Source organism: Janthinobacterium sp. GW821-FHT03A03 (genome assembly GCF_059421435.1).
In genome coordinates, this window is record NZ_JBWKUZ010000006.1 from 121,193 (window position 1) to 146,596 (window position 25,404).

21 protein-coding genes are annotated in these 25,404 nt (G+C 63.6%); 13 read left to right on the plus strand and 8 right to left on the minus strand.

Annotated features, from left to right (window positions below):
- Positions 1–6 precede the first annotated feature (6 nt).
- Both AC07VI_RS14365 and AC07VI_RS14370 read right to left on the minus strand, forming a co-directional pair.
- Positions 7–879, minus strand: coding sequence for a M90 family metallopeptidase (locus AC07VI_RS14365; protein ID WP_099420730.1), 873 nt, complete (start codon positions 877–879; stop codon positions 7–9).
- Positions 880–1,206: 327 nt separating this feature from the next.
- Positions 1,207–1,707 carry a winged helix-turn-helix domain-containing protein gene (locus tag AC07VI_RS14370; protein WP_223278908.1) on the minus strand — a complete coding sequence of 167 codons (501 nt, stop codon included), beginning with the start codon at positions 1,705–1,707 and terminating at the stop codon, positions 1,207–1,209.
- A 452-nt stretch (positions 1,708–2,159) separates the two neighbouring features.
- Between AC07VI_RS14370 and AC07VI_RS14375 the strand changes: the two genes are divergently transcribed.
- From AC07VI_RS14375 to AC07VI_RS14410, 8 genes are all read left to right on the plus strand, one after another.
- Entirely contained in the window at positions 2,160–2,387 is a 228-nt protein-coding gene (locus AC07VI_RS14375) for a hypothetical protein (RefSeq protein ID WP_086147670.1), read from the plus strand.
- 415 nt (positions 2,388–2,802) lie between these two features.
- Positions 2,803–3,804: an ABC transporter substrate-binding protein gene (locus AC07VI_RS14380; RefSeq protein ID WP_492993244.1), complete on the plus strand. Its 1,002-nt coding sequence runs from the start codon at positions 2,803–2,805 to the stop codon at positions 3,802–3,804.
- A 15-nt stretch (positions 3,805–3,819) separates the two neighbouring features.
- Positions 3,820–4,641, plus strand: a complete 822-nt coding sequence (locus AC07VI_RS14385) for an ABC transporter permease (RefSeq protein WP_086147668.1) — start codon at positions 3,820–3,822, stop codon at positions 4,639–4,641.
- A gap of 11 nt (positions 4,642–4,652) precedes the next feature.
- Complete coding sequence (locus AC07VI_RS14390) at positions 4,653–5,444, plus strand: ABC transporter ATP-binding protein (RefSeq protein ID WP_076570415.1); 792 nt, start codon at positions 4,653–4,655, stop codon at positions 5,442–5,444.
- Positions 5,445–5,658: 214 nt separating this feature from the next.
- Positions 5,659–7,554 (plus strand): sensor histidine kinase, encoded by a 1,896-nt coding sequence (locus AC07VI_RS14395; protein WP_492993241.1) that lies wholly within the window; start codon positions 5,659–5,661, stop codon positions 7,552–7,554.
- A complete protein-coding gene (locus tag AC07VI_RS14400; RefSeq protein WP_034758888.1) occupies positions 7,554–8,900 on the plus strand; it encodes a sigma-54-dependent transcriptional regulator in 1,347 nt (448 codons plus the stop codon). The genes AC07VI_RS14395 and AC07VI_RS14400 overlap by 1 nt, the downstream gene beginning before the upstream one ends.
- Positions 8,901–9,005: 105 nt before the next feature.
- Complete coding sequence (locus AC07VI_RS14405; RefSeq protein ID WP_099420728.1) at positions 9,006–9,296, plus strand: hypothetical protein; 291 nt, start codon at positions 9,006–9,008, stop codon at positions 9,294–9,296.
- A gap of 63 nt (positions 9,297–9,359) precedes the next feature.
- Positions 9,360–10,046 carry a hypothetical protein gene (locus tag AC07VI_RS14410; protein WP_143450697.1) on the plus strand — a complete coding sequence of 229 codons (687 nt, stop codon included), beginning with the start codon at positions 9,360–9,362 and terminating at the stop codon, positions 10,044–10,046.
- 47 nt (positions 10,047–10,093) lie between these two features.
- Here the strand turns inward: AC07VI_RS14410 and pbpC are convergent, their stop codons facing one another.
- Together pbpC and AC07VI_RS14420 are read right to left on the minus strand one after the other, a co-directional pair.
- On the minus strand, positions 10,094–12,178 hold the full coding sequence (gene pbpC, locus AC07VI_RS14415; protein ID WP_099375208.1) for a penicillin-binding protein 1C: 2,085 nt from the start codon (positions 12,176–12,178) through the stop codon (positions 10,094–10,096).
- A 17-nt stretch (positions 12,179–12,195) separates the two neighbouring features.
- Positions 12,196–17,940, minus strand: coding sequence for an alpha-2-macroglobulin family protein (locus AC07VI_RS14420; protein WP_492993238.1), 5,745 nt, complete (start codon positions 17,938–17,940; stop codon positions 12,196–12,198).
- Between the two features lie 471 nt (positions 17,941–18,411).
- Here AC07VI_RS14420 and AC07VI_RS14425 point away from each other — a divergent pair, with 471 nt between their 5' ends.
- A complete protein-coding gene (locus AC07VI_RS14425; protein WP_086147663.1) occupies positions 18,412–19,440 on the plus strand; it encodes an OmpA family protein in 1,029 nt (342 codons plus the stop codon).
- A gap of 70 nt (positions 19,441–19,510) precedes the next feature.
- On the plus strand, positions 19,511–20,458 hold the full coding sequence (locus tag AC07VI_RS14430; RefSeq protein WP_086147662.1) for a YihY/virulence factor BrkB family protein: 948 nt from the start codon (positions 19,511–19,513) through the stop codon (positions 20,456–20,458).
- Between the two features lie 61 nt (positions 20,459–20,519).
- Here the strand turns inward: AC07VI_RS14430 and AC07VI_RS14435 are convergent, their stop codons facing one another.
- The 3 genes from AC07VI_RS14435 to AC07VI_RS14445 form a co-directional block, all read right to left on the minus strand.
- On the minus strand, positions 20,520–21,713 hold the full coding sequence (locus AC07VI_RS14435; protein WP_492993235.1) for an AI-2E family transporter: 1,194 nt from the start codon (positions 21,711–21,713) through the stop codon (positions 20,520–20,522).
- A gap of 72 nt (positions 21,714–21,785) precedes the next feature.
- Positions 21,786–22,097 carry a BON domain-containing protein gene (locus tag AC07VI_RS14440; protein WP_046682432.1) on the minus strand — a complete coding sequence of 104 codons (312 nt, stop codon included), beginning with the start codon at positions 22,095–22,097 and terminating at the stop codon, positions 21,786–21,788.
- Between the two features lie 81 nt (positions 22,098–22,178).
- Positions 22,179–22,733 carry a hypothetical protein gene (locus tag AC07VI_RS14445; protein ID WP_086147661.1) on the minus strand — a complete coding sequence of 185 codons (555 nt, stop codon included), beginning with the start codon at positions 22,731–22,733 and terminating at the stop codon, positions 22,179–22,181.
- Positions 22,734–22,998: 265 nt separating this feature from the next.
- Between AC07VI_RS14445 and AC07VI_RS14450 the strand changes: the two genes are divergently transcribed.
- Genes AC07VI_RS14450 through AC07VI_RS14460 form a run of 3 tightly spaced genes read left to right on the plus strand, consistent with a single transcriptional unit; the run spans position 22,999 to position 24,004 of the window.
- Positions 22,999–23,445 carry an outer membrane lipoprotein gene (locus AC07VI_RS14450; protein WP_086147660.1) on the plus strand — a complete coding sequence of 149 codons (447 nt, stop codon included), beginning with the start codon at positions 22,999–23,001 and terminating at the stop codon, positions 23,443–23,445.
- A gap of 59 nt (positions 23,446–23,504) precedes the next feature.
- A complete protein-coding gene (locus AC07VI_RS14455) occupies positions 23,505–23,657 on the plus strand; it encodes a DUF3309 family protein (RefSeq protein WP_010396415.1) in 153 nt (50 codons plus the stop codon).
- Positions 23,658–23,701: 44 nt separating this feature from the next.
- Positions 23,702–24,004 (plus strand): hypothetical protein, encoded by a 303-nt coding sequence (locus AC07VI_RS14460; RefSeq protein ID WP_492993232.1) that lies wholly within the window; start codon positions 23,702–23,704, stop codon positions 24,002–24,004.
- 168 nt (positions 24,005–24,172) lie between these two features.
- Here AC07VI_RS14460 and AC07VI_RS14465 read toward each other — a convergent pair whose 3' ends face one another.
- On the minus strand, positions 24,173–25,327 hold the full coding sequence (locus tag AC07VI_RS14465) for a patatin-like phospholipase family protein (RefSeq protein ID WP_086147659.1): 1,155 nt from the start codon (positions 25,325–25,327) through the stop codon (positions 24,173–24,175).
- Positions 25,328–25,404 lie beyond the last annotated feature (77 nt).

A 25,404-nucleotide genomic window follows, 5' to 3' on the forward strand; every position in this document is an offset into this window, starting at 1 on the left:
CCCCGCCTAGCAGTGCGGCGCGTAGCTGGGAAACGGCGAGACCATGTGCTCCGGCTCCACGGGCGGCGCCATCCAGTCGCGCGGGTCGACCTTGTAGTACTTGAGAAACTCCTCGTACAGTTCCGCGTGGTGCTCGGCCATCTGGTACGGCTTTTCAAAGAAGGTTTCCGTGGCCACGGCGAAGAATTCGGCGGGATTGGTGGCGCCGTAGTGGTCCATCACGCTTTGCTGCCGGTACATGGCGTCGTGGCGCAGGTTGTCGAAGTCGCGCGACAGCACGGTAGCCCAGCTGCGGTAGCTCGACACCGTGGGCAGGTAGGGCGCGCCATTCGCGGCGCCCGATTCGCTGTCGAGCTGGTGGGCGAATTCATGCAGCACCACATTGTGGCCGTCGCTCCAGTCGGCCGCGCCGCGCTGCACGTGGTCCCAGGCCAGCACGACGCGGCCATCGCCCCAGGATTCGCCCAATAAACCGTTGGCCGATGGCGTGACGACGCCGCCCGGCCCCACTTCATCGCGCGTGACAATGAATTCCGTGGGATACACGAGGATGGTGTCGAGCTCGGGATACACCTGGGTCTGGCGATTGAGCAGCAGCAAACACGCCTGGCCGGCGATGGTGTAGCGCATCTCGTCCGTGATCTCCAGGCCGCCGCAGCCGACGAATTTCTTCTGGTACAGGAATTGCACGACGAGACGGCGCAATTGCTCCTGCAGGGGCGCCGGCATGTGGCGGTAGACGGGAATATTCTGTTCCAGCACGGCCAGCCCTGCGGGCGGCAAGGGCCTGGCCAGCGCCCGCTTCAAGCGCCAGCGGGGCAGCCACAGTGACAGGGCGATGGCGGCCGTGACGAGGGCGATCCACAGCAGCGGGTTCATGCGGCGGCCCGATGCAGGATAACGTAGCAGGAAAATAATACGGCGGCGTAGGCAGGCAAGGACAAGCTCCTTCAGGTGAAGCCGCGCGTCGCGCGGCGGCAGTCCAGCCCACATGGGGTTGATTAACATCTTTTCAATCCGCCAAGATCAAAGGGCTGGCTCGAACGCCAAAAGCCGGGTCGCAACCCGGCTTTCATTCTTTCATTACAACGTTACAACGCCTGTCAAAACCGTAGCGAGCGGCGATGAGTTGTGGCCAAGAAGCGCAACCGTACTCCAGTACGGTGAGCATCGCAGGCCGCACGCCGCGCGAGGTTTGGTCAGGCGTTATTCTGCAGATTTTTGCTGCGGCGCACCGAACAGGGCGGCCACCAGCGGATCGCGCGTCACGGGACCGCGGTTGACGCGGATGGCGTAATGCGTGTCGTCGGCCAGGATGTGGAAGTGGCGGCCGCTGCCTGCCATGCTTTGCTCGCGCAGGCCGGGACGGTCCTTGCGCGGCGGCGCGCCTTCGCGTTTCGGCTGGACGATGGCGGCCAGGAAGGCGCGCACGCGCTCAGGGTCCGGCGTCAGCTGGTACACTGCCTTGCCCAGATAGGTGGCCGTGCCTTCGATATAGCGTGCCAGTTCGATCACGCCCGCTTCGCGCAGGTCGCGGATGTATTTGCGGGCGCCCGACGGCGAAAACTTGAGGAACCAGGCGATTTCATCAGCCAGCATCTCGTGCAGCGACAGTTCGCCGATCAGCTTTTGCATGTTTTCGATGCGGCGCAGGGTGGCCGACGTCGAACGCACGCGCTCGATCGGGGCCATGGAAATGGGATTCATGCGTTCCGGGGGAATGGGTGCTACTCGTTCGACCATTTGCGAGCCTTTTTCGGGGCTACGAAGTTCCTGGTGCGCTGCCTTTAATTCGCTCTTCACGTGAGACTGAGTCATTGCATGCATTTGAATACTCCTTTTTAACGATTGCCGGTAGCCCGGATTGTTAAGTTCTTGGCAATTTTTATGCCAGAAAGCCACAAATCCTGGGCGTCTGACCACAGAATGCCATCGTGTGCCCCCTCAGTCTGTGCGTTAACGAACATTAGGAACAAGAAAGTGAAAAATATTTCCTTGGTGAATTATTTCTCTGGTACATGTAAATCTGTCCCCAAGGTGAAGTGGCGAACAGAAGCGCCAGCATTCTTGCAATAAATTTAAGCTTCGCGCATGGCGCAAGCGCATCCGCCGGCGCCGCCCGCATCGTGATAATCTTGATACTCTGCAAAGGAACCGTCATGAACCTGCCTTCCCTGCTGGCCGCCGCGGCCCTGCTCACCTTGTCCGCCTGTAAAAAACCCGCCGAACCGCCGCTGCCTGAAACGGCGCCCAATCCCGCGTCCGCCCCGCAAGTCATGCCCGCCCCGGCCATGCCGGAAGCCGGTCCTGGCCACGTGACGCCGCCCGCGCCGCTGACGGACCCGGCCACCGCGCCGGCGTTGCCGCCGGCCACGGCGCCGAAATAAGGCCGCCGGTCGGCCATTGATCAGGCGCCCGCGCGGCGCCGTCCCTACTCCACGGGGGAGTTACGCGTTGCCAGTCGGTTTGCAACGCGTTTTTTTACGATTGGAGTCGGCCGCGCCATTTAGGTTCATCCGCGCGCGCCAAAACTGCCTGCCCGCGCCGCCAGCACCGGCCCCTCCCGCCCCGGCGCCAGTGCGGTAATCCGCACGCCATTTACCGCCGGCGTGCGGAAAAGCGGAATGTCAGTATTTCCGCTTTTCAATAGATTCAAATTAAACCTTTATAAACAATCACTTGCCATAAACGATAAAATGCGCTCCACTGGCACGGAAGATGCTTTTATATTTTCATAGCCGCCGCCAGAGCGGCAGCCTGACCCACCATATAAAACCATCTACCTTTTTTGGAGACAACAGCATGGCAAGCACCTTCCGCATCGCGTCCTTCCTCAACACCAAGGCCCTGGCCGTCGCCGTCGCGCTGGCCGCGCAATTCCCGCTGGCCGTCCACGCGGCCGATACCGTTCGCCTGGGCAACCTGAAATTCGCCCATTACGGCGCCGTCGCCTACATGAAGGAAATCGCGCCGAAATACGACCTGAAGATCGAAGAGCGCATCTTCGCCAAGGGCCTCGACATCGTGCCGGCCATGATCGCCGGCGAAGTCGACGTGTCGGCCAGCGCGCTGGAAGCGGCCATCACCGGCCGCGCCACGGGCTTGCCCGTCTACCTGGTGGGCGGTTTCGCCAAGGGCGGCGTGCAGATCGTCGGCCGTGCCGACCTGAACATCAAGGGCATCGCCGACCTGAAAGGCAAGAAGGTCGGCGTCACACGCGGCGGTCCGCAGGAAATCCTGCTGTTTGCCGAATTGTCGAAGGCCAAGCTGACCTGGTCGGACAAGCCGGGCAAGGACGTGCAGATCCTGTACATGGGCTACCCGGACCTGAACCAGGCGCTCTTGACCCGCGACATCGACGCCATGAGCCAGTCCGAGCCGTACTCGACCCAGGCGATCCACAAGAAATACGGTTCGGCCATCCTCAAGCCCTATGACACACCGCTGGGCGAGCCCGTGCGCGCCCTCGTGATGACGGAAAAGATGTACAAGGAAAAGCCGGCCGTGGCCCAGCGCTTCATGGATTGCTTCGTCGCCGCCACCCGCGCCTTCCTGGCCGACCCGAAACTGGCGGAAAAATACGTGCGCGAATCGATGTTCAAGAACCAGATCACGAGCGAGGATTACCGCGACGCCATCGACAACGCCATCTTCACGGAAGACATCACCCAGAACCACGTGCAGCTGACCACCGACTACATGGTGAAGTTCGGCGTGGGCCGCATGGCCAAACCGCCTGCCGCCAAGGACTGGGTCAAGCTGGACCTGCTGGAAAAAGCCAAGAAGTCCTACGCACCTCGCTAATCTGAAAGTATTACGATGAATATACAAATGATGAAACGCTTCGCGCACGGCGCCGCCGTGCCCGCAGCCGCATTGCTTCTTTGGCAAGCGCTGTCCACGTTTGGCTGGATCAATCCGCAAATCCTGCCTTCGCCCGTGGCCGTGCTGGTGAAATGGTATGAATACCTGATCCCCATGCAAGCCTACACGCCCGAAGCGGGCAACTACCTGGTGTGGATGTTCTCCGGCGAGCTGCCGCACGACGCCTGGGCCAGCCTGTCGCGCGTGCTGGGCGGCTTTGCCATCGGCGCCGGCCTGGCCTTGCCGCTGGGCTTGCTGATGGGCACCAACAAGACCGTCTATAAACTGTTCGACCCGCTGGTGCAGGTGCTGCGCCCGATTCCGCCCATCGCCTACATTCCGCTGGCCATCCTGTGGTTCGGCCTGGGCAACCCGCCCGCCTTCTTCCTGATCAGCATCGGTTCCTTCTTCCCCGTACTGATGAATACCATCGCCGGCGTGCGCCAGGTCGACGGCATTTATATCCGCGCCGCGCGCAACCTGGGCGCCAGCCAGATGACCATGTTCCGCCGCGTCATCCTGCCGGCCGCCACGCCCTACATCCTGGCCGGCGCGCGCATCGGCATGGGCACGGCCTTCATCGTCGTGATCGTGGCGGAGATGATTGCCGTCAACAGCGGCCTCGGTTTCCGCATCCTCGAAGCGCGCGAGTATTTTTGGTCTGACAAGATTATCGCCGGCATGTTTACCATCGGCCTGTTCGGCCTGGCCATCGATATCGCCATGAATGCCCTGAATAATCATCTGCTGCAGTGGCACCGCGGCCTGGAACACTGAGAGGAACGGCCATGACCACCATCAGCATCAAAGCAGTCAATAAAATCTTCACCACGGGCGGCGCCGACGTCATCGCCCTGAAGGACATCAACCTGGAAATCGCCAGCGGCGAGTTCATCTGCCTGCTGGGGCCGTCCGGCTGCGGCAAGTCGACCCTGCTCAACGCCATCGCCGGCTTTTCGCAGCCGACGTCGGGCCAGATCCTGGCCGGCGGCAAGCTGATCACCGACCCCGGTCCGGACCGCGGCATGGTGTTCCAGGAATACGCGCTATTCCCCTGGATGACCATCGAGAGCAATATCGCTTTCGGCCTGGAAATCGCCGGCAAGACGCCGGCCGAAATCAAGGAAAGGGTCGACATGCTGCTGAGCATGCTGGGCTTGACGGAATTCCGTACCCGCTACCCGAAAGACTTGTCCGGCGGCATGCGCCAGCGCGTGGCGATCGCCCGCGTGCTGGCCCTCGATTCACCGATCATGCTGATGGACGAGCCATTCGGCGCGCTGGACGCCTTGACGCGGCGCAACTTGCAGGATGAATTGCTGAAAATCTGGAAAGTCTTCGGCACCACCATCGTGTTCGTCACGCACTCGATCGAAGAATCGATCTACCTGGCCGACCGCACCATCGTCATGACCTACCGTCCCGGCACCATCAAGCGCGACGTGGCCATCGAACTGCCCCGCCCGCGCGACCCGAGCGACCCCGAGTTCAACCGCCTCAAGCGCATGCTGGGCGAGATGGTGATGGAAGAGCAGCAGCGTCATCACAATGCCGAGACCATGGCAAGTACGGCAGATTAGTCGTCGTGCGGCCAAACCAGAAAGCAAGTGCCGGGGTCGGGCCTTAAGGTCCGACCCCAGTCCTCGACTTGCGGGTTTCAGCTTCGGTTTTGTCAGACACTGCAACTTTGCATGTCAGTCGTAAATCAGGATTCGCCCATTCGGGTGAATCCCACCGTACACTACAATTCCTTCTTTGCGGCACACGCAAGCTTAACCAAATAGACGGAGCACCATGGCATTCGGCAAATGGCCCCTGAGACAGCTGCTTGCCCCCCTGCTGGCCGTGGGCTCGCTGGTCGTGCTGACGTGGGCCTCGTATGCCTGGGTCAAGCAGCGCCAGCTCGATGAATTGCACCGCACCCTCGATTCGCGCGCGGAACTGTACGCGGCGTCCATCGGCGGCGCCCTGAACAAATACGAATTCCTGCCCCTGGCCGTGGCCCAGAGCGATGCCGTGGCGCAACTGCTGGAGCAGCCCAGCGCCGGCAGGGTGACGCAGATCAATGCCTACCTGGTCGACATGAACCGCCGCGCGGGCGCCTTTGCCGTCTACGTGCTCGACGACAAGGGCACGACCCTGGCGTCGAGCAACTGGCAGGACCGCAGCTCCTACGTGGGCGTCAACTACGGCTTCCGCCCGTATTTCAAGAATTCCATCGCGGGCGGCATCGGCCGCTTCTACGGCATCGGCTTTTCCACCTTCGAGGCCGGCTATTTCATTTCCCAGCCCGTGCAGCGCGATGGCCGCATCCTCGGCGTCGTCGCCGCCAAGGTCAACCTGGACTGGATCGAGCAATCGTGGCGCACGCCGGGCGCGGGCGAGCAGATCTGGGTCAAGGATGCGAATGGCGTGATCATCCTGGCCACCACGCCCGCCTTCAAGTTCAAGACCCTGGCCCCGCTGTCGGCGGAAGCGAAGAGCGACATCAGCGCACAACGCCAGTTCCTGCAGGAAAATCTGCCCATCCTGCCGCACAAGGTGCGGCGCCAGTTCGCCGACGGCGCCAGCCTGATGACCCTGGAGCGCCCGCAGGCTGGCGATGCGCCGGCCCTGTCCGGCAGCGCCGACAAGGTGGACTATCTGGCCGTGAACCGCGCCTTGGGGCCCCTGCAATGGCAGATCACGGTGCTGGCCGAACTCGACCAGGTGGAAGAGGCGGCGCGCAACGCGGCCATCGCCGCGGCGCTGGGCTGGGCCTTGCTGCTGCTGGCCCTGATGTATGCGCGCCAGCGCCGGCGCCGCATCGCCGACAAGCTCAACGCCCAGCAAACGCTGGCGCGCGCCTATGAACAGCTGGAAATCAAGGTCGAGCAACGCACGGCCGACCTGGTCCACGCGAATGGCCGCCTGCAGGCCGAGGTGGCCGAGCGCGAGCGGGCTGAGCAGACCCTGCGCTATGCCCAGGCGGAACTGGTGCAAAGCGGCAAGCTGGCCGCCATCGGCCAGATGGCGGCCGGCGTCACGCACGAGCTGAACCAGCCGCTGGCCGCCCTGCAGACGTTTTCCGACAACGCCAAGGTGTTTTTGGCGCGCGGCCGGATCGACGATGCGCTCGACAATCTGTCCACGATTTCCGACCTCGTCAAGCGCCTCGGCTACGTGACATCGCAATTGAAAGGCTTTGCGCGGCGCAGCGACGACGCCCGCAAGCCCGTCAGCGTGCGCCAGGCATTTGCGCAGACCATGCTGCAGATCCGCACGCGCAAGGGTTCGCAGCGCCTGATCCTGCATGAAAGCTGGCCCGAGGACGACATCATCGTGCTGTGCAACGCCATCGGCCTGGAACAGGTGTTTACCAACCTGATCACGAATGCCATGGATGCCGTGCCGGAAGGCGAACCCGTGCAGATCTGGTTCCAGATACGCCGCGAAGCCACCCTCGCCGTCATCCATATCACCGATAATGGCCCCGGCATCCCCCTGGCCTCGCTCGACAAGATCTTCGACCCCTTCTATACCACCAAGGAACACGGGCTGGGCCTGGGATTGTCGATCAGCGCCGGCATCCTGCGCGCGGCCGGCAGCGCGCTGGCCGTGCGCAACCGCAGCGCGCAGGAAGGGGGCGGCGCACAATTTACCATCACCCTGAGCTGCGACCCGGGGGATAGAGACGAAGGAAATATCTGATGCACGAGAATAATTTTGAAGGCATGCAAGTGCTGCTGGTGGAAGACGATGCCGTCGTGCGCAAGGGCGCGCGGCAATCGCTGGAACTGGCGGGCCTGCAAGTGACGGCCGTCGCCACGGCCGAGGAAGCGCTGCCCTACCTGGTGCCCGAATTTGCCGGCATTTTATTGAGCGATATCAAGCTGCCCGGCATGGACGGCTTGAAACTGCTCGATATCGCCGTGGCACAGGACGCCAGCCTGCCCGTCATCCTCGTCACGGGCCATGGCGACGTGTCGATGGCCGTGGGCGCCATGCGCCGCGGCGCCTACGATTTCATCGAAAAACCGTTTTCCGCCGACCTGCTGGTGGAAGTGTGCCGCCGCGCCCTGGATAAACGCCACCTGGTGCTGGAAAACATGAACTTGCGCCGCCAGCTCGAACAGCGGGTTGGCATCGAGGCGCGCATCGTGGGCCGCAGCGCCGCCATGGCCAAGGTGCGCCAGCTGGTGCTGAACCTGGCGCCGAAGTCGGCCGACATCATCATCCTCGGCGAAACGGGCACCGGCAAGGAACTCATCGCCCGCTGCCTGCACGACTTCAGCGAGCGGCGCGACCACCCTTTCGTGGCCATCAATTGCGGCGCCCTGCCCGAATCGATCTTCGAATCGGAACTGTTCGGCCACGAGGAAGGCGCGTTTACGGGCGCGCAGCGCCAGCGCATCGGCAAGATCGAGTACGCGAACGGCGGCACGCTGTTCCTCGACGAAATCGAAAGCATGCCGCTGGCCCTGCAGGTGAAACTGCTGCGCGTGCTGCAGGAGCGGCAAGTCGAGCGGCTCGGTTCCAACAAATTGATATCCGTCAATTTCCGCGTGATCGCCGCCGCCAAGGAAGACCTCAATGTGCTGGCCGAACAAGGAAAATTCCGGCCCGACCTGTATTACCGCCTGAACGTGGCCAGCCTCACGCTGCCCGCGCTGCGCAACCGGCGCGAGGATATCCCCCTGCTGTTCGAATTTTTCGTGCTGCAGGCGGCGCTGCGCTACGGCCAGCCGGCCGCCCTCGTCAGCGGCGAACTGATCGCGTCCCTGATGGCGCAGCGCTGGGCCGGCAATGTGCGCGAGCTGCACAACGTGGCCGACCGCTTCGTGCTGGGCCTGCTCGACGACACGCTCAGTCCGGCCGGCTGCCGCGAGGCATCCTTGGCCGAACAGGTCGACACCTTCGAAATTTCCATCATCGAGGAAGCCTTGCGCCGCCACAATGGCAACGTCATCGATGCGGCCGCCAGCCTGAATATCCCGAAGAAAACCCTGTACGACAAGCTCAAGCGCTTTGACATCTCGACGGAGCAATTCCGTTGATCTGAAGCAAATGGCCGACACGGCCATGCGGCGGCGTCCTACCCGTGCGGGCGGTATCGTGTGTGAGAATGCAAGCTCAACCTCACTTCTGCACAGGACACCGCCATGAAAACCGCCGCTCTCTTGCTGGCCGCCACCCTGATGACCGTCGGCGGCGCCTGGGTCCAAGCCCAGTCGACGACGAATGTGAACCAGACGGGCAACCACACCAACAATGCCAGGGATCCGGGCCAGCAATCGGACCAGTCCGACAAGCTCGACAACAAAGGCAGGCTGATCCACGACGCCAAGCCCGCCAGGACGCGCACGGACAAGCGCACGCGGCGCGGCAAGCCGACGGCGCCACCAGCGTCCACACCCGCTGTGCCGAGCATCCCCGTCGCCCCTGCGAAATAGGATCAGCGCTGCGCCACATTGCTCCAAGGCACGCTATCATCACGCCTTTACAAGATAGCCGGGATGACAATGAAAGCAGCATGGCAAGTGTTGGTGGCGGCAGGCGTATTGGCGGCCGCGGGCGTACAGGCGGCGCCGACGGTGGGCGAGTGCATGGAATTGACGACGGGCGTCAAGTTCAGCAAGAACAATGGCGACGCGCAAGTGAACGTCGAGGAAGTCTTCGAAGGCAAGAAACTCAAGGGTATCCAGCTGATCCTCGACGGCGGCGTCTTGCTGGCCACGTCCTACCAGGACATCCGCGACGGCCAGGTATTCCTGACGGGCACGGTCCATTACAACGAAGACGGCACCGTGCGCAGCAAGAACGTCTACGCGCCGCAGTCCGCCATCCCCGCCAAAATGCGCCCTGGCCAGGAAGTGCGCGTGCAGTTCACGGACACGCAAACGAGCACCCACTACCCGCTGGCGGGCCTGTCCGACAAGATCACCACCTCCACGCGCACGGACAAGCGCGATTTCTCGATCACCTTCCTGGGCTGGGAGCGCCTGGAACTGGGCGGGCGCCGCTTCCCCGACGCCTGCAAGTTCGAACTGCATGACGTCGGTGGCAAGAGCCGTGGCAAAAGCGGCGAATACGTGTGGTACGCGCAAGGTTTCGGCGTGATCATGACGGACAAGATTGACCAGGATGGCGACGTGCAGCCCGCGTACCGCATTGCGCTGACGAAGATCATCAGCGCGCCGTAAACACTTTTTGGCAGGCCTGGGTTGCCCAAGGGAACAAGCCACACCGCCTAGTTCAGCTGCGCCAGCGCATTCCCCCGCACCTGGAACGCCACCCGCGCCACCGTCTTGCCCGCGTCATCGACGAGGGCCAGCGCGTGCCTGCCGGGCACGGGGCGCCAGCTGATGCTCTCCGCCGCGCCGCCCAGGTCCTTGCCGTCGAGCACCCAGCGCAAATCGCGGCTGCCCTGCGCCTGGAAGAACACGCGCTGCAGCGCGGGCGGGATGTCGGGGTCGATGGCGAGGATGCTGTCCTCGGCCGGATAGACGATGGCGGGCGGCTTCACCGTGTCGCCCACGACGGCAATGACGGGGCTTTCCGTGCCCGCGATAAACCATTCGCGGCGCGGCGCTTCCAGCGCGGGCTGGTACGCCACCATTTGCTGCAGCACGCCGGGCGGCGCTTTCGGCGCATGGCTGGGCACGTTCTTGTGCAGGTAGTCCATCACGTCGCGCCACACGGGCGCGGCGCCCGTCACGCCCGACACGTCCCACATGGGCTTGCCGTCGAAATTGCCCACCCACACGCCCACCGTGTAGCGCGCCGAGTAGCCCATGCACCAGTTGTCGCGCATGTCCTTGCTCGTGCCCGTCTTGACGGCGCTCCAGAAATTCGTCCCCAGCTCGTTGCGCAAGCCAAAGGTCATGCTGCGCGCGGCGCGGTCGGCCAGGATATCGCCAACGATGAAGGCGGCGCCCGCCTCCATCACGCGGCGCCTGTCCTTGCCCGCCTGCCCCGGCTGCAGGCTGGCAGTGCTGTACAGCCCGCCATTGGCCAGCGCGCGGTAGGCGTTGGCCAGTTCCAGCAGGGTCACTTCCGACGAGCCCAGGGCCAGCGAGGGACCGTAGTATTCGGCCGGCTCCGTCAGGCTGGACAGGCCCACGTCCTTCAGGCGGTTATAAAAACCGTCCTGCCCCGTCAGCAGCACCGTGCGCACGGCGGGAATGTTGAGCGAACTGGCCAGGCTGGTGCGGGCGCTGACGTAGCCCTTGAAATTGCGGTCGTAGTTTTGCGGCGCATACATGCCCGACGCCGTGGCGACGTCCAGCGGCGAGTCGTCCATGACGGAGGCGGCCGTCATCAGGCGGCGCTCGATGGCCAGTTCATATAAAAACGGTTTCAAGGTGGAACCGGCCTGGCGCAGGGCCGTCACGCCATCGACGTGGCTGCCGCCCGCATTGCCGACATACGCCAGGATGTCGCCGCTGCGGTTATCCAACACGATGATGGCGCCGTCGTTGACATTGCGCTCGCGCAAAGAGCCCAGCTGCTGGCGCAGGTTTTCCTGCGCGAAGCGCTGCAGCGCACCGTCGAGCGTGCTGGCGACCTGGGCGCCCGGCTGTTTCAGCAGCTGCTGCGCCACCTGCGGCGCGGGGGCCAGGTCCGCGTACAGGGCCGTGCGCTGCAGGGCCGTCTGCACGCGCTGGCCGATCAGCTGGCAGCTGCTGTCCATGCGCCATTCTTTTGCCAGCGCGCAGGCGCGCCGCGTGACGGCGGCCGGCGGCGCATTCGGCGCGCGCACGAGGCTGGCCAGGATGATGCCGTCCGTCTGGTTCAGGCCCGATGGCGCCTTGCCGAACAGGCTGTAGGAGGCGGAGGCGATGCCCTGCAGCTCGCCGCGGAACGACACGAGGTTCAAGTACGCTTCGAAAATCTGCGCCTTGCTCCAGCTGTCCTCGATGGCTTGGGCGGCGCGCATCTGGTCCCATTTCTGGCGCAGGCTGCGTCCGCCCGAGGATGCCTGCAAATCCGCGTCCAGCTGGCCCGCCAGCTGCATGGTGATGGTCGAGGCGCCCCGGGGTTTCCTGGAAAACAGATTGTCCCAGGCGGCTGTGGCCAGCGCGGACACATCCACGCCGCCATGGCGCATGAAGCGCTGGTCTTCCGCCAGCAGCACGGCCTGCTGCACGGCCGGTGAAATATCGGCCAGCGGCACCCACGGCAAGCGCCGCACTTTCATGTCCACGCGCAACGATTGCAGGGGCGCGCCGCCACGGTCGAGCAACTGCGCTTCCGAACTGCGGTAGGCGGCCTGCACCTGGGCCGGCGTCAATATCGCTTCAGCGAAGACCGGGCCGGCCAGCATGCAGCCCATGATCAAGATCAAGTTCTTCACTGCCCCACCTTCACATGCGCATTCGGCGACTCGCCAAACATCTCGGGCGAATACATGGCTTCGATGCGCGTGGCCGGCAGGCTGAAGTCACCCGCATTGTTCAGGCGCACCGTGTATTCCACGCTCCAGTTGCCCTTCGGCACGTAGGCGTAGTAGGCGCGGAAGGCGTCAAACGCGCGCTCCTCGAACGTGGGCCAGACCCAGCCCGTGGATTTCTCGCCGGCCGTCAGCAGCTGCGAATCGCGGCCCAGGCCATTGCCCAGCACCGTGGCGCTGGCCGGGATCGGGTCGTCGACCACCACCCAGCTCATGTCCGCCTGCGCCGACAAGTCCAGGCGCACGCGGTAGACGTCGCCGCGCGACCAGGCGCCGGCCGTCTTTTGTTCCACGGGCGTCACGGTTTTCCTGATTGTGTAGCCGCTGGAGACGGGCGCCTTGAGCGGGATGGCCGCCAGGCTTTGCACGGTGGCCCAGGGCTTGCCCGTGCCGCTGTGCGCCAGGCCCAGGGTGTCCGTGCCCTTCGGCCACGCCTGCAGCACGGGGCCGACCTTCGCCGCGCCATTCCACACGAGCGCCTGCGTATCGCCGCCCAGTTTCACCGCGCTGGCGCCCGTCACGGGCGTCGATTCGAATGTGGCCGAGAATTTGGCGATGGCCAGGGTGCCCCAGGCGTTGGCCACCGTCGTATCCCAGCGGCCCTTCTTCTGGCGGCCCATGCTGCCGCGCACCAGGCGGCCGATGTCGTCCTTCCACGCCGGATTGTCCATCACGGCCAGCAGCAGGCGGTTGGCGTTGACGTCGCCGGACACCATCAGCCACCACCAGTTGTCCTTGCGCTCGGTGGAAAAGCCCATGGTCGTGCCCTGAAAATTCAGGCGCGAACGCAGAATCTGCTGCGCCTCGGCCTGCAAGGCATCGCGGCGCGCCAGGCCAGGCGTGCGCTGCAGCAACAGACTCCAGTCGATGACGGCCGAGGTCGGCCACAGGTTCGGGCTGATGCTGATGCTCTCCAGCGCGTCGGGCGGCACCTTGCCAGAACGCGACAGCGCTTCCAGCGCGGCCAGCTTGCGCACGGCCAGGTCGGTCGTGGGCAGCGCGGAATGGCGCACGATCTTGCCCTGCACGAAGGCCGTCAGGGCTGCTTCCATGCGGTTCTTCGTCTGTTCCGGAATCGCGTAGCCCGCTTCCCTGGTGGCCGACAGCACGTAGGCCGTCAGGCTGTCGCTGCCCTGCTCCATGATGGGGAAATATTTCAGCAAGCCGTCGCTGTCCAGGTAGGCGGGCAGGCGGGCGGCCAGCCGGTTCCACGCGTCCTGGTCTTGCAGGGCGATGGCCTTCGACGTGTTTTGCTCGAAGCAGGTGTACGGATAGGCGGCCATATACTCGCGCACGCCGGGCAGCTCGCCGCCCAGCCTGGCGACAAAGCTGGTCTGGATGCCGCCCCGGCCCGGCAAGGCGCCGGCCGGCATCTGCACGGACATATTGACGGGCTTGTCGATCTGCAGCAAGGTGGCCTGGTACGTGCGCACGGGCGTGGCCTGGCCCACCTTTTGCGTGATCTTGAGTTTATCGGTGTGGCCGCCCGCTTTCGCGCTGATCTCCCACACGAGACTTGCCGCGCCGAGCGGCACCTGGTAATCCCAGCCCGTCTCGCGCGCTTCGCCCGCCGCCAGGGTCAAGCTCTGGCGCGGCAGCGCCTTGCCGGCCGCGCTGGCATTGAGTTCCACGCTCAGGGGCGCTGCCGAGGTGTTACGCACCGTAAAGCCCGCGCGCAGCTGGTCGCCTTCGCGCACGAGGGTCGGCAAGCCCGACATCAAAATCAGGTCTTGCGAGCTGCGGATGTCCGTGCTGCCCGTGCCGAACAATTCCTGGCCCGCGCTGGCGATGGCGACGATGCGAAAGCCCGTCAAGGAATCGTTGAGCGGCACTTGCACCGTCGCTTCGCCCTTGGCGTCGAGCTTGACGGTGCCCTTCCAGAACAGCAGGGTGTCGAACAGTTCGCGGCTGGCGCCCTTGCCGCCGCCACCGCCGGCCGGAAACGCCTTGCGGCCGAAGTGGCGCTTGCCGATCACCTGCATCTGCGCCGTCGCCGTTTCCACCTGCAGGCTGCGCTGCGCCATCATGGTGTCGAGCAACTTCCAGCTATCGTTGGGCATCAGCTCCAATAAACCCGTGTCGACGGCCGCCAGCGCCACTTCGGCGCCGGCCGGCAGCGGTTTGCCGTCGGCGCGGCGCACGCGCACGGAGACCTCCGCCTTGTCGCGCGTCTTATATACTTCCTTGTCGGACACCACCATGACGTTCAGCTCATGCGCCTGCCACCCCACGTTCAGCGGCGCGATGCCCATCTTGTAGGCCGGCTTGCCCAGGTCCACCAGCGCCGTCGGCTGCACGCCATCGACCCTGCCCCGCACGACAAACACGGACACATACACGTTCGGCGCATAGTTCGGTTTGACGGGGATATTGACCACCGGTTCCCGGCCATTGAGCTGGCGCACATAGGTGTCGAGGATGCCTTCGCGCTCGACCGTGATCAGGGCCGTGCCCGAGCGGAACGGCATGCGCACCTGCAAGCTCGCTTCCTGGCCCGGTTCATAGCGTTTCTTTTCCGGCAACACGTCGATGCGGTCATTATCGCTGGCGTTGAACCACCAGTCGCCGCTGCCGGCCACCCAGGTTTCGCGGTTGGCGACGGCCGCGTTGCCGGACCCATCCTGCGTGCGGGCGCGCAGAATCAGATTGCCGCTGGCGGGCGCCTTCACGTCGCAGATCAACAGGCCCTTGTTGTCCGTCTTGCCCGAGCACGCAGGGCCCAGCTTGACCACTTCGCTGCTGTTTTCATATGCATAAAAGCCGCCGATCAGGCGCCGGCGGTGCGAATAACTGTTGCGCTGGAAGAAGTCGACGGCCACGGCGGCATTTGCCACGGGCTTGCCATTGGTGCCCAGCACGGCCACCGTGAACTTGAAGGCATCCTTGCTCAAGGCCCAGGCGTCAGGCTTGATGCCGATCACATAGTTCGACGGCCACAGCGGTACTCTTGCAGCGATGGAAGCCGTCTCGCCATTTGCATCCTGGAAAGCCATTTCCGCCACCAGGTCGCGCGGCACGGACAGCTGCGGCAGCTGGTCGATGACGATGCGCGCGCCGCCCGCCTTGTCCAGGGTCAAGCTTTGCGTGCGCGCGGCAGCCGCGCCGGCGCCGGAGGGGCCGCCACGGCCCTCGTCCTGCCACTCGCCTTCATCGTCGTCGTAGCCCGTGCCCTGTTTGACGAGACCTTCCTTCACGTCGCCATTGCTGAAGCTATAGTCGGGATAATCGGCAAACGTCACGCTCTTGTCCTGCAGCACCGTGCGCAGCTTGACGGGCGCGTTGGTGGCGGCGCCGCCGGCCAGATAAGTGATTTGCGCGTCGAGGGCCAGCTGCTTTGCCTGCACGGCGGGCGCTTTCGGCCCCTGCAGCACGGCTTTCATGGTCGGCACGCGGAACGCTTCCACGCGGAAACTGCCGGACGGGCGGCCCGCCATGGTGACGCTGTATTCGCCCTGCTTGGCGTCAGCGGGAATGAGCCAGTCGTTTTCCGCCGTGCCGCCGGCGGACCAGCGCAGCGGCAATTGATAGTTCTGGTCGCTGCCCTGGTGCGTGATGACGACGGAGGTGGCGCTGCCGGGGCCGTTGTTCCTGTCGACCAGACTCATGCCTTCGGCCGTGTGCTTGCGAATAAAGTGCTTCATGTGCACGGTTTCGCCGGCGCGCAGCAGGGTGCGGTCGAAAACGGTGGCCAGCAGGGTGTTGTCGGCGCGCGTGTCGTCCGTGGGCAAGTTAAAACGCCAGGCTTCGATGCCGCCCACCCAGTCCGACAGCGTAAACGTCATGTCGCCGCCGCTGCGCGCACTGATAAAGTAGCGGCCATTGTTCTTGCAGCTGGAATTGGCCAGCTCGCCGGGAATGTGGGCCACGCCGTCCGCGCCCGTGGCGCCTTGCCACAGCAGCTTGCCGGCGCAGTCGCGCACGGCCACTTGCGCTTTCGCAACAGGCGCGCCCTTGTCCAGCGAGGTGACCCACACGAGCGACGATTGCGCGCCATGCTTGAAGTGGGCCGCCAGGTTCGTCACCAGCGCGGCCGTGCGGATGTACGCCGTCGTCGGTTTGCCCAGCAGCACCTTGCCGAGGATGGGGCTGGCCAGCTCGACCACATAAAAGCCCGGTTTCGGCAAAGGGATGCCGATCACTTCAAAGGTTTTCTTGCCGTCAGGACGGGGCAGGCTGAGCGGGCGCGCGCCGGTGGCGCCGGCCAGCACGGATTTGCTCATGTTGCCCGCATACTGGGCGTATGGCTGCCAGTACTCTCCGCCGTCGCCATTGCCGGCCAGGCGCTGCATCCACTCGATGATGAATTTGTCGTCATTGTCGGGCACGCGCAAGGTGGCGCCCGTGGCGGCAGCCGAGGCTTGCGCGACTTCCTTGCCCGACAGCACCGGCTCGATATTGCGCACGGTGACGGGCAGCAAGCCGTCGCCCTTGGCTTCGATGATGCCGAACGGGGCCGGGAACTTCAGCAGCGGCGGCTGTTCGCCCGTGTGCACCGTCATGGGGAAGCGCGCCTGGTTGAGCAGGGCGCGGCCCGCGTCGTCCTTCAAGCCCGGCGGCAAGCTCAGCACAAAACTGGCCTGTACGGGAAACGGCCCCTTGAAGGTGGCATCCTGCAAGAATTCCGCTTTTTCTTCCTCTTTCGAGATGCTCGGCGCATACGTCTTGCCGCCGCCCTTCAGGGTCATGGCGCGCACCAGCGACGCCTTCACGGGCGCGGAAAACTGCACGCGCATGGGCAGGAAAGGGATGCACTGCTCCTTGGGGTTGCTGCGTTCGCAGCTGAACCTGGCCGTGAAATCGGGCCGCGTGCGGTAATGCAGGCTTTGCGCCTTGCCCGTGGCGATGCCGCTGGCGGCGGCGATGCCCTCGCCCCACACCAGCGACACCTTGGCGTTGGCGGGGAAGCTGCGCTTGCATTGCAGCACGGTCACGGGCAGCGGCGGCGCGCCCTTGCTGGCGACGGGCATGCCCACCTTCCACAGGCCGCCGCGCGCCTTGAAGTAGACAGTCAGGTAGCGGTCGAGAAAGTTCTTGCGCAAGGTCAATACCTGCTCCAGTTCCTTGCCTTTGAGCAAACGGACGGGAATCTTTTCATTGATGCCATCGGCGCGGCAATACGCGTTCGCCGCCACGCTGGCCTCGTTGGGCACGGCGTCCAGGCCCAGCACGAAAATCTGGTTTTCATCGATGTAGGGCTGGCCGTCATACGGCACGGCGTCGACGATGGCCGGCCCGCCCGTGGAAAACCGGTAGGAAGTACTTCCCTGCAAGGCCAGGCCCGCCAGGTCCTTGAGTCCCGGCTTCAGGGTAAAGCTGCAGGCCACGCCGGCCGGCAAGTCGCGCTCGAAATCAAAGTTCCAGTTGCGCTCGTCGGCCCAGCGCCCGGACCCCGCCACGACGGCAGGCTCGGCCTTGCCGCAATCGATGGCGAACGGCGCGGGCAAGCCCATGTCGCCGAACGGCACCATCGGCGTGGCGAACTGGGCCCGCGCCTGGCGCACGGCCTTGACGGTGCCGCTGGGCGAAAACAGGGCCACGCCGCTGTCGGCCCAGGCCGGCATGGCGCTGCCCAGCGACAACATCAGGCAGAGCGCGCCCAAATGGCCGGGCACGGAAAATGGGAACACGGGGATAGCCTTAGACACGGGTAACTCCTTGAGAAAAAGTGGCGGAGCCGGCTGCGGCGCAAGAAAGTTGCCCATGGGAATCCAGAGTAAGCAACAGAACGCGGCAGGAATACAACACTAATGTAATATTAGTTATCAAGCTCATCATTGTTGCTAATATACAGTGGCAAGCCCGTAACAAGTCGTACGATTGCCCCTCGCAATGACACCCGTCATTGGCTGTTACCGCAATTTTTTTGCGAGGCGGATGCGTTTTTTTCAATACCAAAGTATTCGTCGTAAATCTGCAACACCATTGATATACCACAATACTTTGTGCGCTAACGCACGGACCGCTTGAACCTGCAACCGTATTCTCTAGTCCAACAGCAGTGCATTTATCGCAAGAAAGCGCACCTGGAATCGTCGTCTATCTCTAGCAATAGCATGTCTGGCAGTTGTCGCATTGATGCAGTAGAGACAATCTCTTATCAACGTTGGGAGTTACTTGTGAATAATCTAAAAAAAATCGCCGTTGCCGCCGCAGTCCTGTGCTCCGCCCTCGGCGCACAGGCCCAGGAAATCAATCCCTCCTGGTACATTCAACCTAGCATCAACGCACTCAAGCCAGACTCGGACTTCGCCACGGATAAAACCGGCTATGGCGCAGGCTTGCGTTTCGGTAAGCCCGTTTCCCAGGACTGGGATATCCAGCTGGGCACCACGTATGCCCGCTCCAAGGACGGCGGCCAGCGCTACCAGCAAAATACGCTGGGCGTAGACGGCCTGTACATGTTCTCGCGCAAGGCCTTCCGCCCCTTCCTGCTGGTTGGCGCCGGCATGCAGCGCGACAAGGACACCAGCTTCGCCTTCGGTGAACGCTCGAAGAGCTCGCCATACGCCAGCGTCGGCCTGGGCTTCCAGTCCACCATCACCGATCAGCTGTCGTTCCAGGCCGACGTACGCAATGTGCATGGCTTCCTGCGCGGCAACACCTTCGACCCGAGCAGCAAATCGAACAACTACTACGTCACCGTGGGCCTGAACTTCGCGTTCGACAAACCGCCTGCACCGCCGCCGCCACCGCCACCGCCGCCAGCGCGCGAGGAAGTCGTCGTGGTCGTGCCGCCGCCACCACCGCCACCGCCGCCAGCCCGCTTTGAGAAAGTGACGATGTCGGCGACGGAACTGTTCGCGTTCGACAGCGCCAAGCTGGGTCCGACACAGACCAAGCTCGACGAAATCGCCCGCGTGCTCAACGCATCGCCGGACGTCAACAACGTCGTCATCAGCGGTTATGCCGACCGCATCGGTTCGCCCAAGTACAACCTGAAACTGTCGCAGCAGCGCGCTGATGCAGTCAAGGAATACCTGGTCGCCCACGGTGTGGCCGCCAACCGCCTGACGGCCGAAGGCAAGGGCTCCACCAATCCTGTCGTCACATGCAATAACAAGAAACGTGCCGACCTGATCAAGTGCCTGGAACCTAACCGCCGCGTTGAAGTGGAACAGATCACCATCGAACGCCGCGTGCAGTAAGCTCGACAGTGGTACGCCACTTGTGAATAAAAAAAGGGGCTAAGGCCCCTTTTTTGCATTGAAAGCCACCATGAATTTCTCTACCCGCTATCCCAGACTGTCCGGCCTGGCGCCGTTCGGCAAGCAGATGCGCAAGGTCGTCGTCTGTTCCGTCACCGAATGGCTGGAACACCGCGCCTCGAGCAAGGGCGCCGCCCTCGCCTATTACACGCTGTTTTCCATCGCCCCCATCCTCGTGCTGGTGATCGCCATCGCCGGCTTTTTCTATGGCCCGGCCGCCGCGCGCGGCGAACTGATGGGGCAGCTGCAAGGCTTGCTGGGCACGCAGGGCGCCGAAGCCATCCAGCTGGTGCTGGCCGGCGCGAAGAACCATGAACAGGGCCGCATCGCCACCCTCATCGCCAGCGCCCTGCTGCTGTTTGGCGCGACCAGCGTGTTTGCCGAGCTGAAAGCCAGTCTCGATGAAATCTGGCAAGTGCCGCCGCTGAAGGAAGCGGGCGCCTGGGACATGCTGCGCACGCGCTTGCTGTCCTTCGGCCTGGTGCTGGTGCTGGCCTTCCTGCTGATGGTGTCGCTGGTGGTCAACGCGGCCATGGCCATCCTCGCCAACTTCTGGGAAGGCGTGTGGAAAGACACGGCCCTGCTGTTTACTGCCCTGTCGAACCTGATCGGCTTTGCCGTCATCGCCTGCCTGTTCGCCGTCATCTATAAAATGCTGCCGCGCGTGCGCCTGTCCTGGCGCGACGTGCTGATCGGCGCCCTGGGCACGGCGTTCATGTTTTCTCTCGGTAAATATGCGATCGGCGTGTACATCGGCAACAGCGGCGTGGCCAGCAGCTATGGCGCGGCCGGTTCGCTGGTGGCCCTGCTGCTGTGGGTGTATTACTCAGCGCAAATCTTCTTCCTGGGCGCCGAATTCACGCGCCAGTTCGCCCTGCAGCTGGGCAGCATGAAGGATATGCCAAAGACGGAAGACGGCGACGTGCAGGTGAAGATACTGAAACGCCACCAGTCGTAAAGCGGCATTCCAGATACAACAACGGCGCCCGCGGGCGCCGTTGTTCTTGCGCTGCCGCAAACTATTCGCCCAGCAGCTCGGCCACCACTTCCATGCCCTGCACGCGCTCGGCCACCACCTTCACGATGACGATGATGGGCACGCCCAGCAGCAAGCCCCAGACGCCCCACAGCCAGCCCCAGAACAGCAGGCTGATGAAGACGGCCGTGGGATTCATGCGGGCGATGCGTCCCGTCATCCAGGTGGTGACAAAGGTGCCGACCAGGGTGGCGATGGCCATCGACGTGCCCGTCACCAGCAAGACCATTTCCAGCGATTCGAACTGCAGGAAGGCCACCAGCCCCGTGGCGATGGTGATGAGCAGGGGACCGAAGTAGGGCATGATGTGCAGCAAGCCGGCCACGATGGCCCAGGCGCCCGCGTTTTCCAGGCCGATCACGCGCAGGGCGATCCACATCAGCAGCGCCAGCAAGCCGTTCGTGACGAGCAGCATGAACATATAGTTCTGGATCGAGGTATTGATGTCTTCCAGGATGTGCACGGTGACCTTCTTGCGGCTCAGCGACGGTCCCGTCAGCTTGACGAGCTTGCGCTTGAAGGTGTCGCCCGACAGCAGCAGGAAGAACACGAGGAAGATGACCATGGTGGCCTGGCTGATGAAGCCCACGAGGCCCAGCGAACCGGCCCAGACCCAGTCCATGATCTTGAAGTTGGGCGCCTCGGCGGCGGCGCGGCGGTTGTTGCGGCGCGCTTCGGCGCCGGCGGCCACTTGCTCGATTTCATTGGCCACGGCCTGCATTTTCTGGAAGGTGCTGTTCTTGCCTCCCGTATTGGCGGCGATCAGCCGCGACAGCTTGTGCGTGGCGGCCGGCAGCTCTTCCACGATGGATTCGAATTCGCCCTGCACGCGCTCGACGACGACGAGGGAGCCGAACAGGATCAGGGCCGTGACGGCCGTGGTGCCGATGGCGCGCGGCAGGCGCAGCTTTTCCAGCCAGGCGACGACGGGATTGAGCGTATAGGCGATGAATATGCCGAACAGGACGGGAATGAGGAATTTCTGTGCCCACTGCAGCGCATAGATGAAGCTGACGGTGGCGATGATGCCCAGGGCCATGCCGCGCGCATGGACATGCAGCGGCAGGCGCAAGGATGCGTCCGGCAGCTCCACGGGCGCGCCGGGAGGAAGCCCGGCAGGCTCGGTGGAGGCAGCCGCCATCGGCTCGGGCGGGGTATCTGTAGGCTGGATAGACATGCGATTCCCGCGACGGTCGGTGGTGGACCGCAGCGCCAGCCGTGGGGCTGGCCGCTGCGGCAGGTCATGCCATTACTTGACGCGGATGTCGTTTTTCACCGACTTCACGCCCTTCACGCCACGGGCGACTTCGCCCGCTTTGGCGGCGTCCGACGGCTGGGCAACGAAGCCGCTCAGCTGTACCACGCCCTTGAAGGTTTCAACGTTGATTTCCGTCGATTTCAGGGTCGGCTCATTGAAGATGCTGGCCTTGACTTTCGTCGTGATGGCCGCGTCGTCGATGTACTCGCCCGTGCCTTCCTTGGTTGGGGTCGAAGCGCAGCCTGCAACGGCGAACAGGGAAGCGACGAAAAGGCCGGTAGCGATAGATTTGGTGAATTTCATGGTTTTTTCCTTAGGAGTGGTCAATCAATGTGCTCACAGTGAGCTTCTTATACCAGTGTGGTGACTGCGTGCCGGATGGCCTCAGTAGCCAAACTGGGTTTTTGCAGCCTTGATACAGTCATCTTTGGCTGCGCCGGCTAATGCATCGCATTTTTCTGCTGCGACCTTGTACTCGGCTTTTCTCTTTGCTTCACGCGCATCGCTGCGCGCTTCGATGACTTTCTTGTCCGCCTTGGCGTCGGCCAGGGCCGCCACCTTGGTGGACTTGGCCAGCTTGACGCAGACATCCTTGTCATTGCCCGTCAGCGCATTGCAGCGGGCCAGGTCAACGTCGTAATTGGCATCGGCAATCTTGATGCGCGCCTTGGTGTAGGCACGCAGGGTATTTGTGTATTGCGCTTGAGCAACTGCTTCATCGTAGGCGCGCACGGCCTTCGCTTCGGCAATGCAGACATCCTTCGGGTTGCCCGTGATCTTGTCGCATTCCGCGTGGGCCTGCTTGTAATTCAAGGCAGCCTGCTCGTTTGCCGCCTTGTAGGCCGCCTTTGCCTCTGGCGTGGCGGCGGCTGCCTGGCCGCCCCATGCGGCGCAAGCCAGGCTGACGACGATGGCGGTGAAGAGCTTGTTCTTGTTCATGTATTTCTCCCTGGTCGTGACAAGCATGTCTGCTTGGCATGACTACCGTTTTACGTGGATCGCCTCCGTTCTTCTGTACGCTGCCGTACACAAGCAATTTATTTTGAATCAAGCAGGCAAGTGGGGAGAAATAACAACGTTTGTGCAGAAATCCGGCCGTGCAACGGCGGGAGCGGCAGCAAATAAGTACGTGCGGCAGCGTACAGACCGGGGACAGGGGCGTGACTAAGATGGCACTACACCCTCACCTCGTCAGGAGAATAAAATGAAAACCAACGCCACCTTGGCCGCACTGATGCTCGCCGCCACCGCTGTTCTGAGCGGTTGCGCCACCGGCCCTACCCAGTCACAACAGTATTACCCCGCCAACCAGCCTGAATCGGCCATGTACGGCACTGTCGATTCCATCCAGATCGTGCAGGGCGGCGCTCAAACCAGCGGCGCCGGCGCCGTGGTCGGCGGCATCGCCGGCGCCCTGCTGGGCAATACCATCGGCTCGGGCAGCGGCCGCACGGCCGCCACCGTGGCCGGCGCCGTCGCCGGCGGCGTCGTCGGCAACCAGGTGGAAGGCCGCAGGCAGCAAGCCCAGGCCTACCAGATCAGCGTGCGCCTGGACAATGGCGAATACCGCACCGTGGTGCAGGACAACGCCAACGATTTGCGCCCGGGTAACCGCGTGCGCGTCGTCGACGGCCGCGTCTACCGCTATTAATCCGCTGGCCAGGCTTGCCCGCAAGCCTGCGCCGGACCATGCACCAACAAGGAGATACCATGGGCACCATCATTCTGATCATCTTGATCCTGGCCCTGGTCGGCGTCCTGCCTACCTGGCCGCATAGCCGCAACTGGGGTTACGGTCCCAGCGGCATCGCCGGCCTGGTCGTAGTGATACTGATCCTGCTATTACTGACGGGCAGGTTGTAAAAAAAGGCGCTGCGGCGCCTTTTTTATTTCAAGGAGGAAATATCATGACTACCCACAACACCCTATTGGCCGTCCTGTTCGCCTGCAGCGTGGCGCCGCTGGCGCTGGCCCAGACGGCCACGCCGCAGCCGGGCGACCCGCAACGCTGGTACCAGGAAGACAGCACGCCGCAAGCCCAGCTGCGCACCCTGCGCAAGGAAATCAGCGCCGCCCTGGCCGAAGCCAAGAAAGCTTGTCGTCTGGAACCGTCCGCCGCGCGCGCCAGCTGCCTGAAGGAAGCGCAGGACACCTACCGTCAAGACATGGCAAACGCGGAAAAACTGCGTGTAGCGGCGCATCCGCAGTGATATGCCGTGCTGTTGCGACGCTAAACAAAATTGCAACACCTGACAAAACCGTCGCGAGCGGAACGGAGAGGTGGCTAAGAAGCGCAACCGTACTCTGCACGGGGGCGCCGAGCCGGTGAGCATCGCAGGCCGCCTATACCGACGCGCGGCAGGTTTTGACAGGCGTCACTAAGCGGCGTCGCGTTCGTAGGGCGGCAATTCATGCACCACGAGCGGCGTGTCTTCCGTGACGAAGGCCAGCCAGCCGGCCGCCTTGATCGCGCGCAAGGCATCCTGGTAGCCCTGCTCCCAGCGCCACTCGATGGAGCCCCTGGAAAAATTGATGTCCTTGGCCGCCATGTGCCAGTCGCGCCCCGCATACGGCAGGCGCACGATATGCATGGTGCTGTCGCAGCCCAGCGCCGCCAGTTCTTCGGCCTGGCGGTGGCTGTGCGCGTCCTCGGGCAGGCGGGCGTACAGTTCGCGCAGCTTGTGCTGCAAGGTATGCGTGTTGACGTAATCCTCGATGTGGCGTTTCGAGCGCGAGGCGAAGGTGACGTCCTTTTGCCGCGTCTGCACTTCATCGAGCGTCGTCGGCTCCGGCCCTTGCGAACTCCACAGGTCCACCATGAAGACGAGGGTATCGACGTGGGGCGTGTCGTCGAGCACGGTTTCGAGCGGGGTGTTCGAATACAGGCCGCCATCCCAATATAAATCGCCATCGACGCGCACGCCGGCAAAGCCGGGCGGCAAGGCGCCGCTGGCGCGGATGTGGTCCGCCGTCAGCGGCTGCTGGTGGCTGTCGAAACTGATGAGGCTGCCGCATTTGACGCGCAGGGCGTTGACTGTCAGGCGCATGCCGCCGGGCTGGTTCAGGTAATCGAAATCGACCAGTTCCTCCAGCGTGCCGGCCAGCTCGCTCGTATCGTAGAAGCTGGCCTCTTCCGGCTTGACGGCGATTCCGGCGGGAAACAGGCTGAAGGTGCGCGGCTTGAAAAAGCCGGGCACGCCGCGCAGCACGGTATCGAGCGTGGCCAGCCAGATGTTCGAGCGGCGCTGCTGGTCCGACACCAGGTTCATGTCGATACTGTCGCGGTGCGCCACGCGCTGCCAGAACTGTTTCAGGCGCACCAGCCGGTCCTCGTGCTTGTTGCCGGCCAAAATGGCGGCATTGATGGCGCCGATCGAGGTACCCACCACCCAGTCGGGCGCCAAGCCGTGTTCGTGCAAGGCGTGGTAGACGCCGGCCTGGTAGGCGCCCAGCGCGCCGCCGCCCTGCAGCACCAGCACGATGCGCAGGCGCGAGGGATTTAACTGATTGATCGGTGTCTTCGCATTCGTCATCAAGGTGGCCCTCTGTGCGCCGCGCGGACTGCGGCGTGAATCATTGTAAGGGATTGTGCGCGCTTGCGCCTTCCCGT

Excerpts from the sequence above, each read along its gene's own strand:
- AC07VI_RS14365 (WP_099420730.1), bottom strand. The coding sequence starts at position 879 with ATGAACCCGCTGCTGTGGATCGCCCTCGTCACGGCCGCCATCGCCCTG.
- AC07VI_RS14370 (WP_223278908.1), bottom strand. The coding sequence starts at position 1,707 with ATGAATCCCATTTCCATGGCCCCGATCGAGCGCGTGCGTTCGACGTCG.
- AC07VI_RS14375 (WP_086147670.1), top strand. The coding sequence starts at position 2,160 with ATGAACCTGCCTTCCCTGCTGGCCGCCGCGGCCCTGCTCACCTTGTCC.
- AC07VI_RS14380 (WP_492993244.1), top strand. The coding sequence starts at position 2,803 with ATGGCAAGCACCTTCCGCATCGCGTCCTTCCTCAACACCAAGGCCCTG.
- AC07VI_RS14385 (WP_086147668.1), top strand. The coding sequence starts at position 3,820 with ATGAATATACAAATGATGAAACGCTTCGCGCACGGCGCCGCCGTGCCC.
- AC07VI_RS14390 (WP_076570415.1), top strand. The coding sequence starts at position 4,653 with ATGACCACCATCAGCATCAAAGCAGTCAATAAAATCTTCACCACGGGC.
- AC07VI_RS14395 (WP_492993241.1), top strand. The coding sequence starts at position 5,659 with ATGGCATTCGGCAAATGGCCCCTGAGACAGCTGCTTGCCCCCCTGCTG.
- AC07VI_RS14400 (WP_034758888.1), top strand. The coding sequence starts at position 7,554 with ATGCACGAGAATAATTTTGAAGGCATGCAAGTGCTGCTGGTGGAAGAC.
- AC07VI_RS14405 (WP_099420728.1), top strand. The coding sequence starts at position 9,006 with ATGAAAACCGCCGCTCTCTTGCTGGCCGCCACCCTGATGACCGTCGGC.
- AC07VI_RS14410 (WP_143450697.1), top strand. The coding sequence starts at position 9,360 with ATGACAATGAAAGCAGCATGGCAAGTGTTGGTGGCGGCAGGCGTATTG.
- pbpC (WP_099375208.1), bottom strand. The coding sequence starts at position 12,178 with ATGGGCTGCATGCTGGCCGGCCCGGTCTTCGCTGAAGCGATATTGACG.
- AC07VI_RS14430 (WP_086147662.1), top strand. The coding sequence starts at position 19,511 with ATGAATTTCTCTACCCGCTATCCCAGACTGTCCGGCCTGGCGCCGTTC.
- AC07VI_RS14435 (WP_492993235.1), bottom strand. The coding sequence starts at position 21,713 with ATGTCTATCCAGCCTACAGATACCCCGCCCGAGCCGATGGCGGCTGCC.
- AC07VI_RS14440 (WP_046682432.1), bottom strand. The coding sequence starts at position 22,097 with ATGAAATTCACCAAATCTATCGCTACCGGCCTTTTCGTCGCTTCCCTG.
- AC07VI_RS14445 (WP_086147661.1), bottom strand. The coding sequence starts at position 22,733 with ATGAACAAGAACAAGCTCTTCACCGCCATCGTCGTCAGCCTGGCTTGC.
- AC07VI_RS14450 (WP_086147660.1), top strand. The coding sequence starts at position 22,999 with ATGAAAACCAACGCCACCTTGGCCGCACTGATGCTCGCCGCCACCGCT.
- AC07VI_RS14455 (WP_010396415.1), top strand. The coding sequence starts at position 23,505 with ATGGGCACCATCATTCTGATCATCTTGATCCTGGCCCTGGTCGGCGTC.
- AC07VI_RS14460 (WP_492993232.1), top strand. The coding sequence starts at position 23,702 with ATGACTACCCACAACACCCTATTGGCCGTCCTGTTCGCCTGCAGCGTG.
- AC07VI_RS14465 (WP_086147659.1), bottom strand. The coding sequence starts at position 25,327 with ATGACGAATGCGAAGACACCGATCAATCAGTTAAATCCCTCGCGCCTG.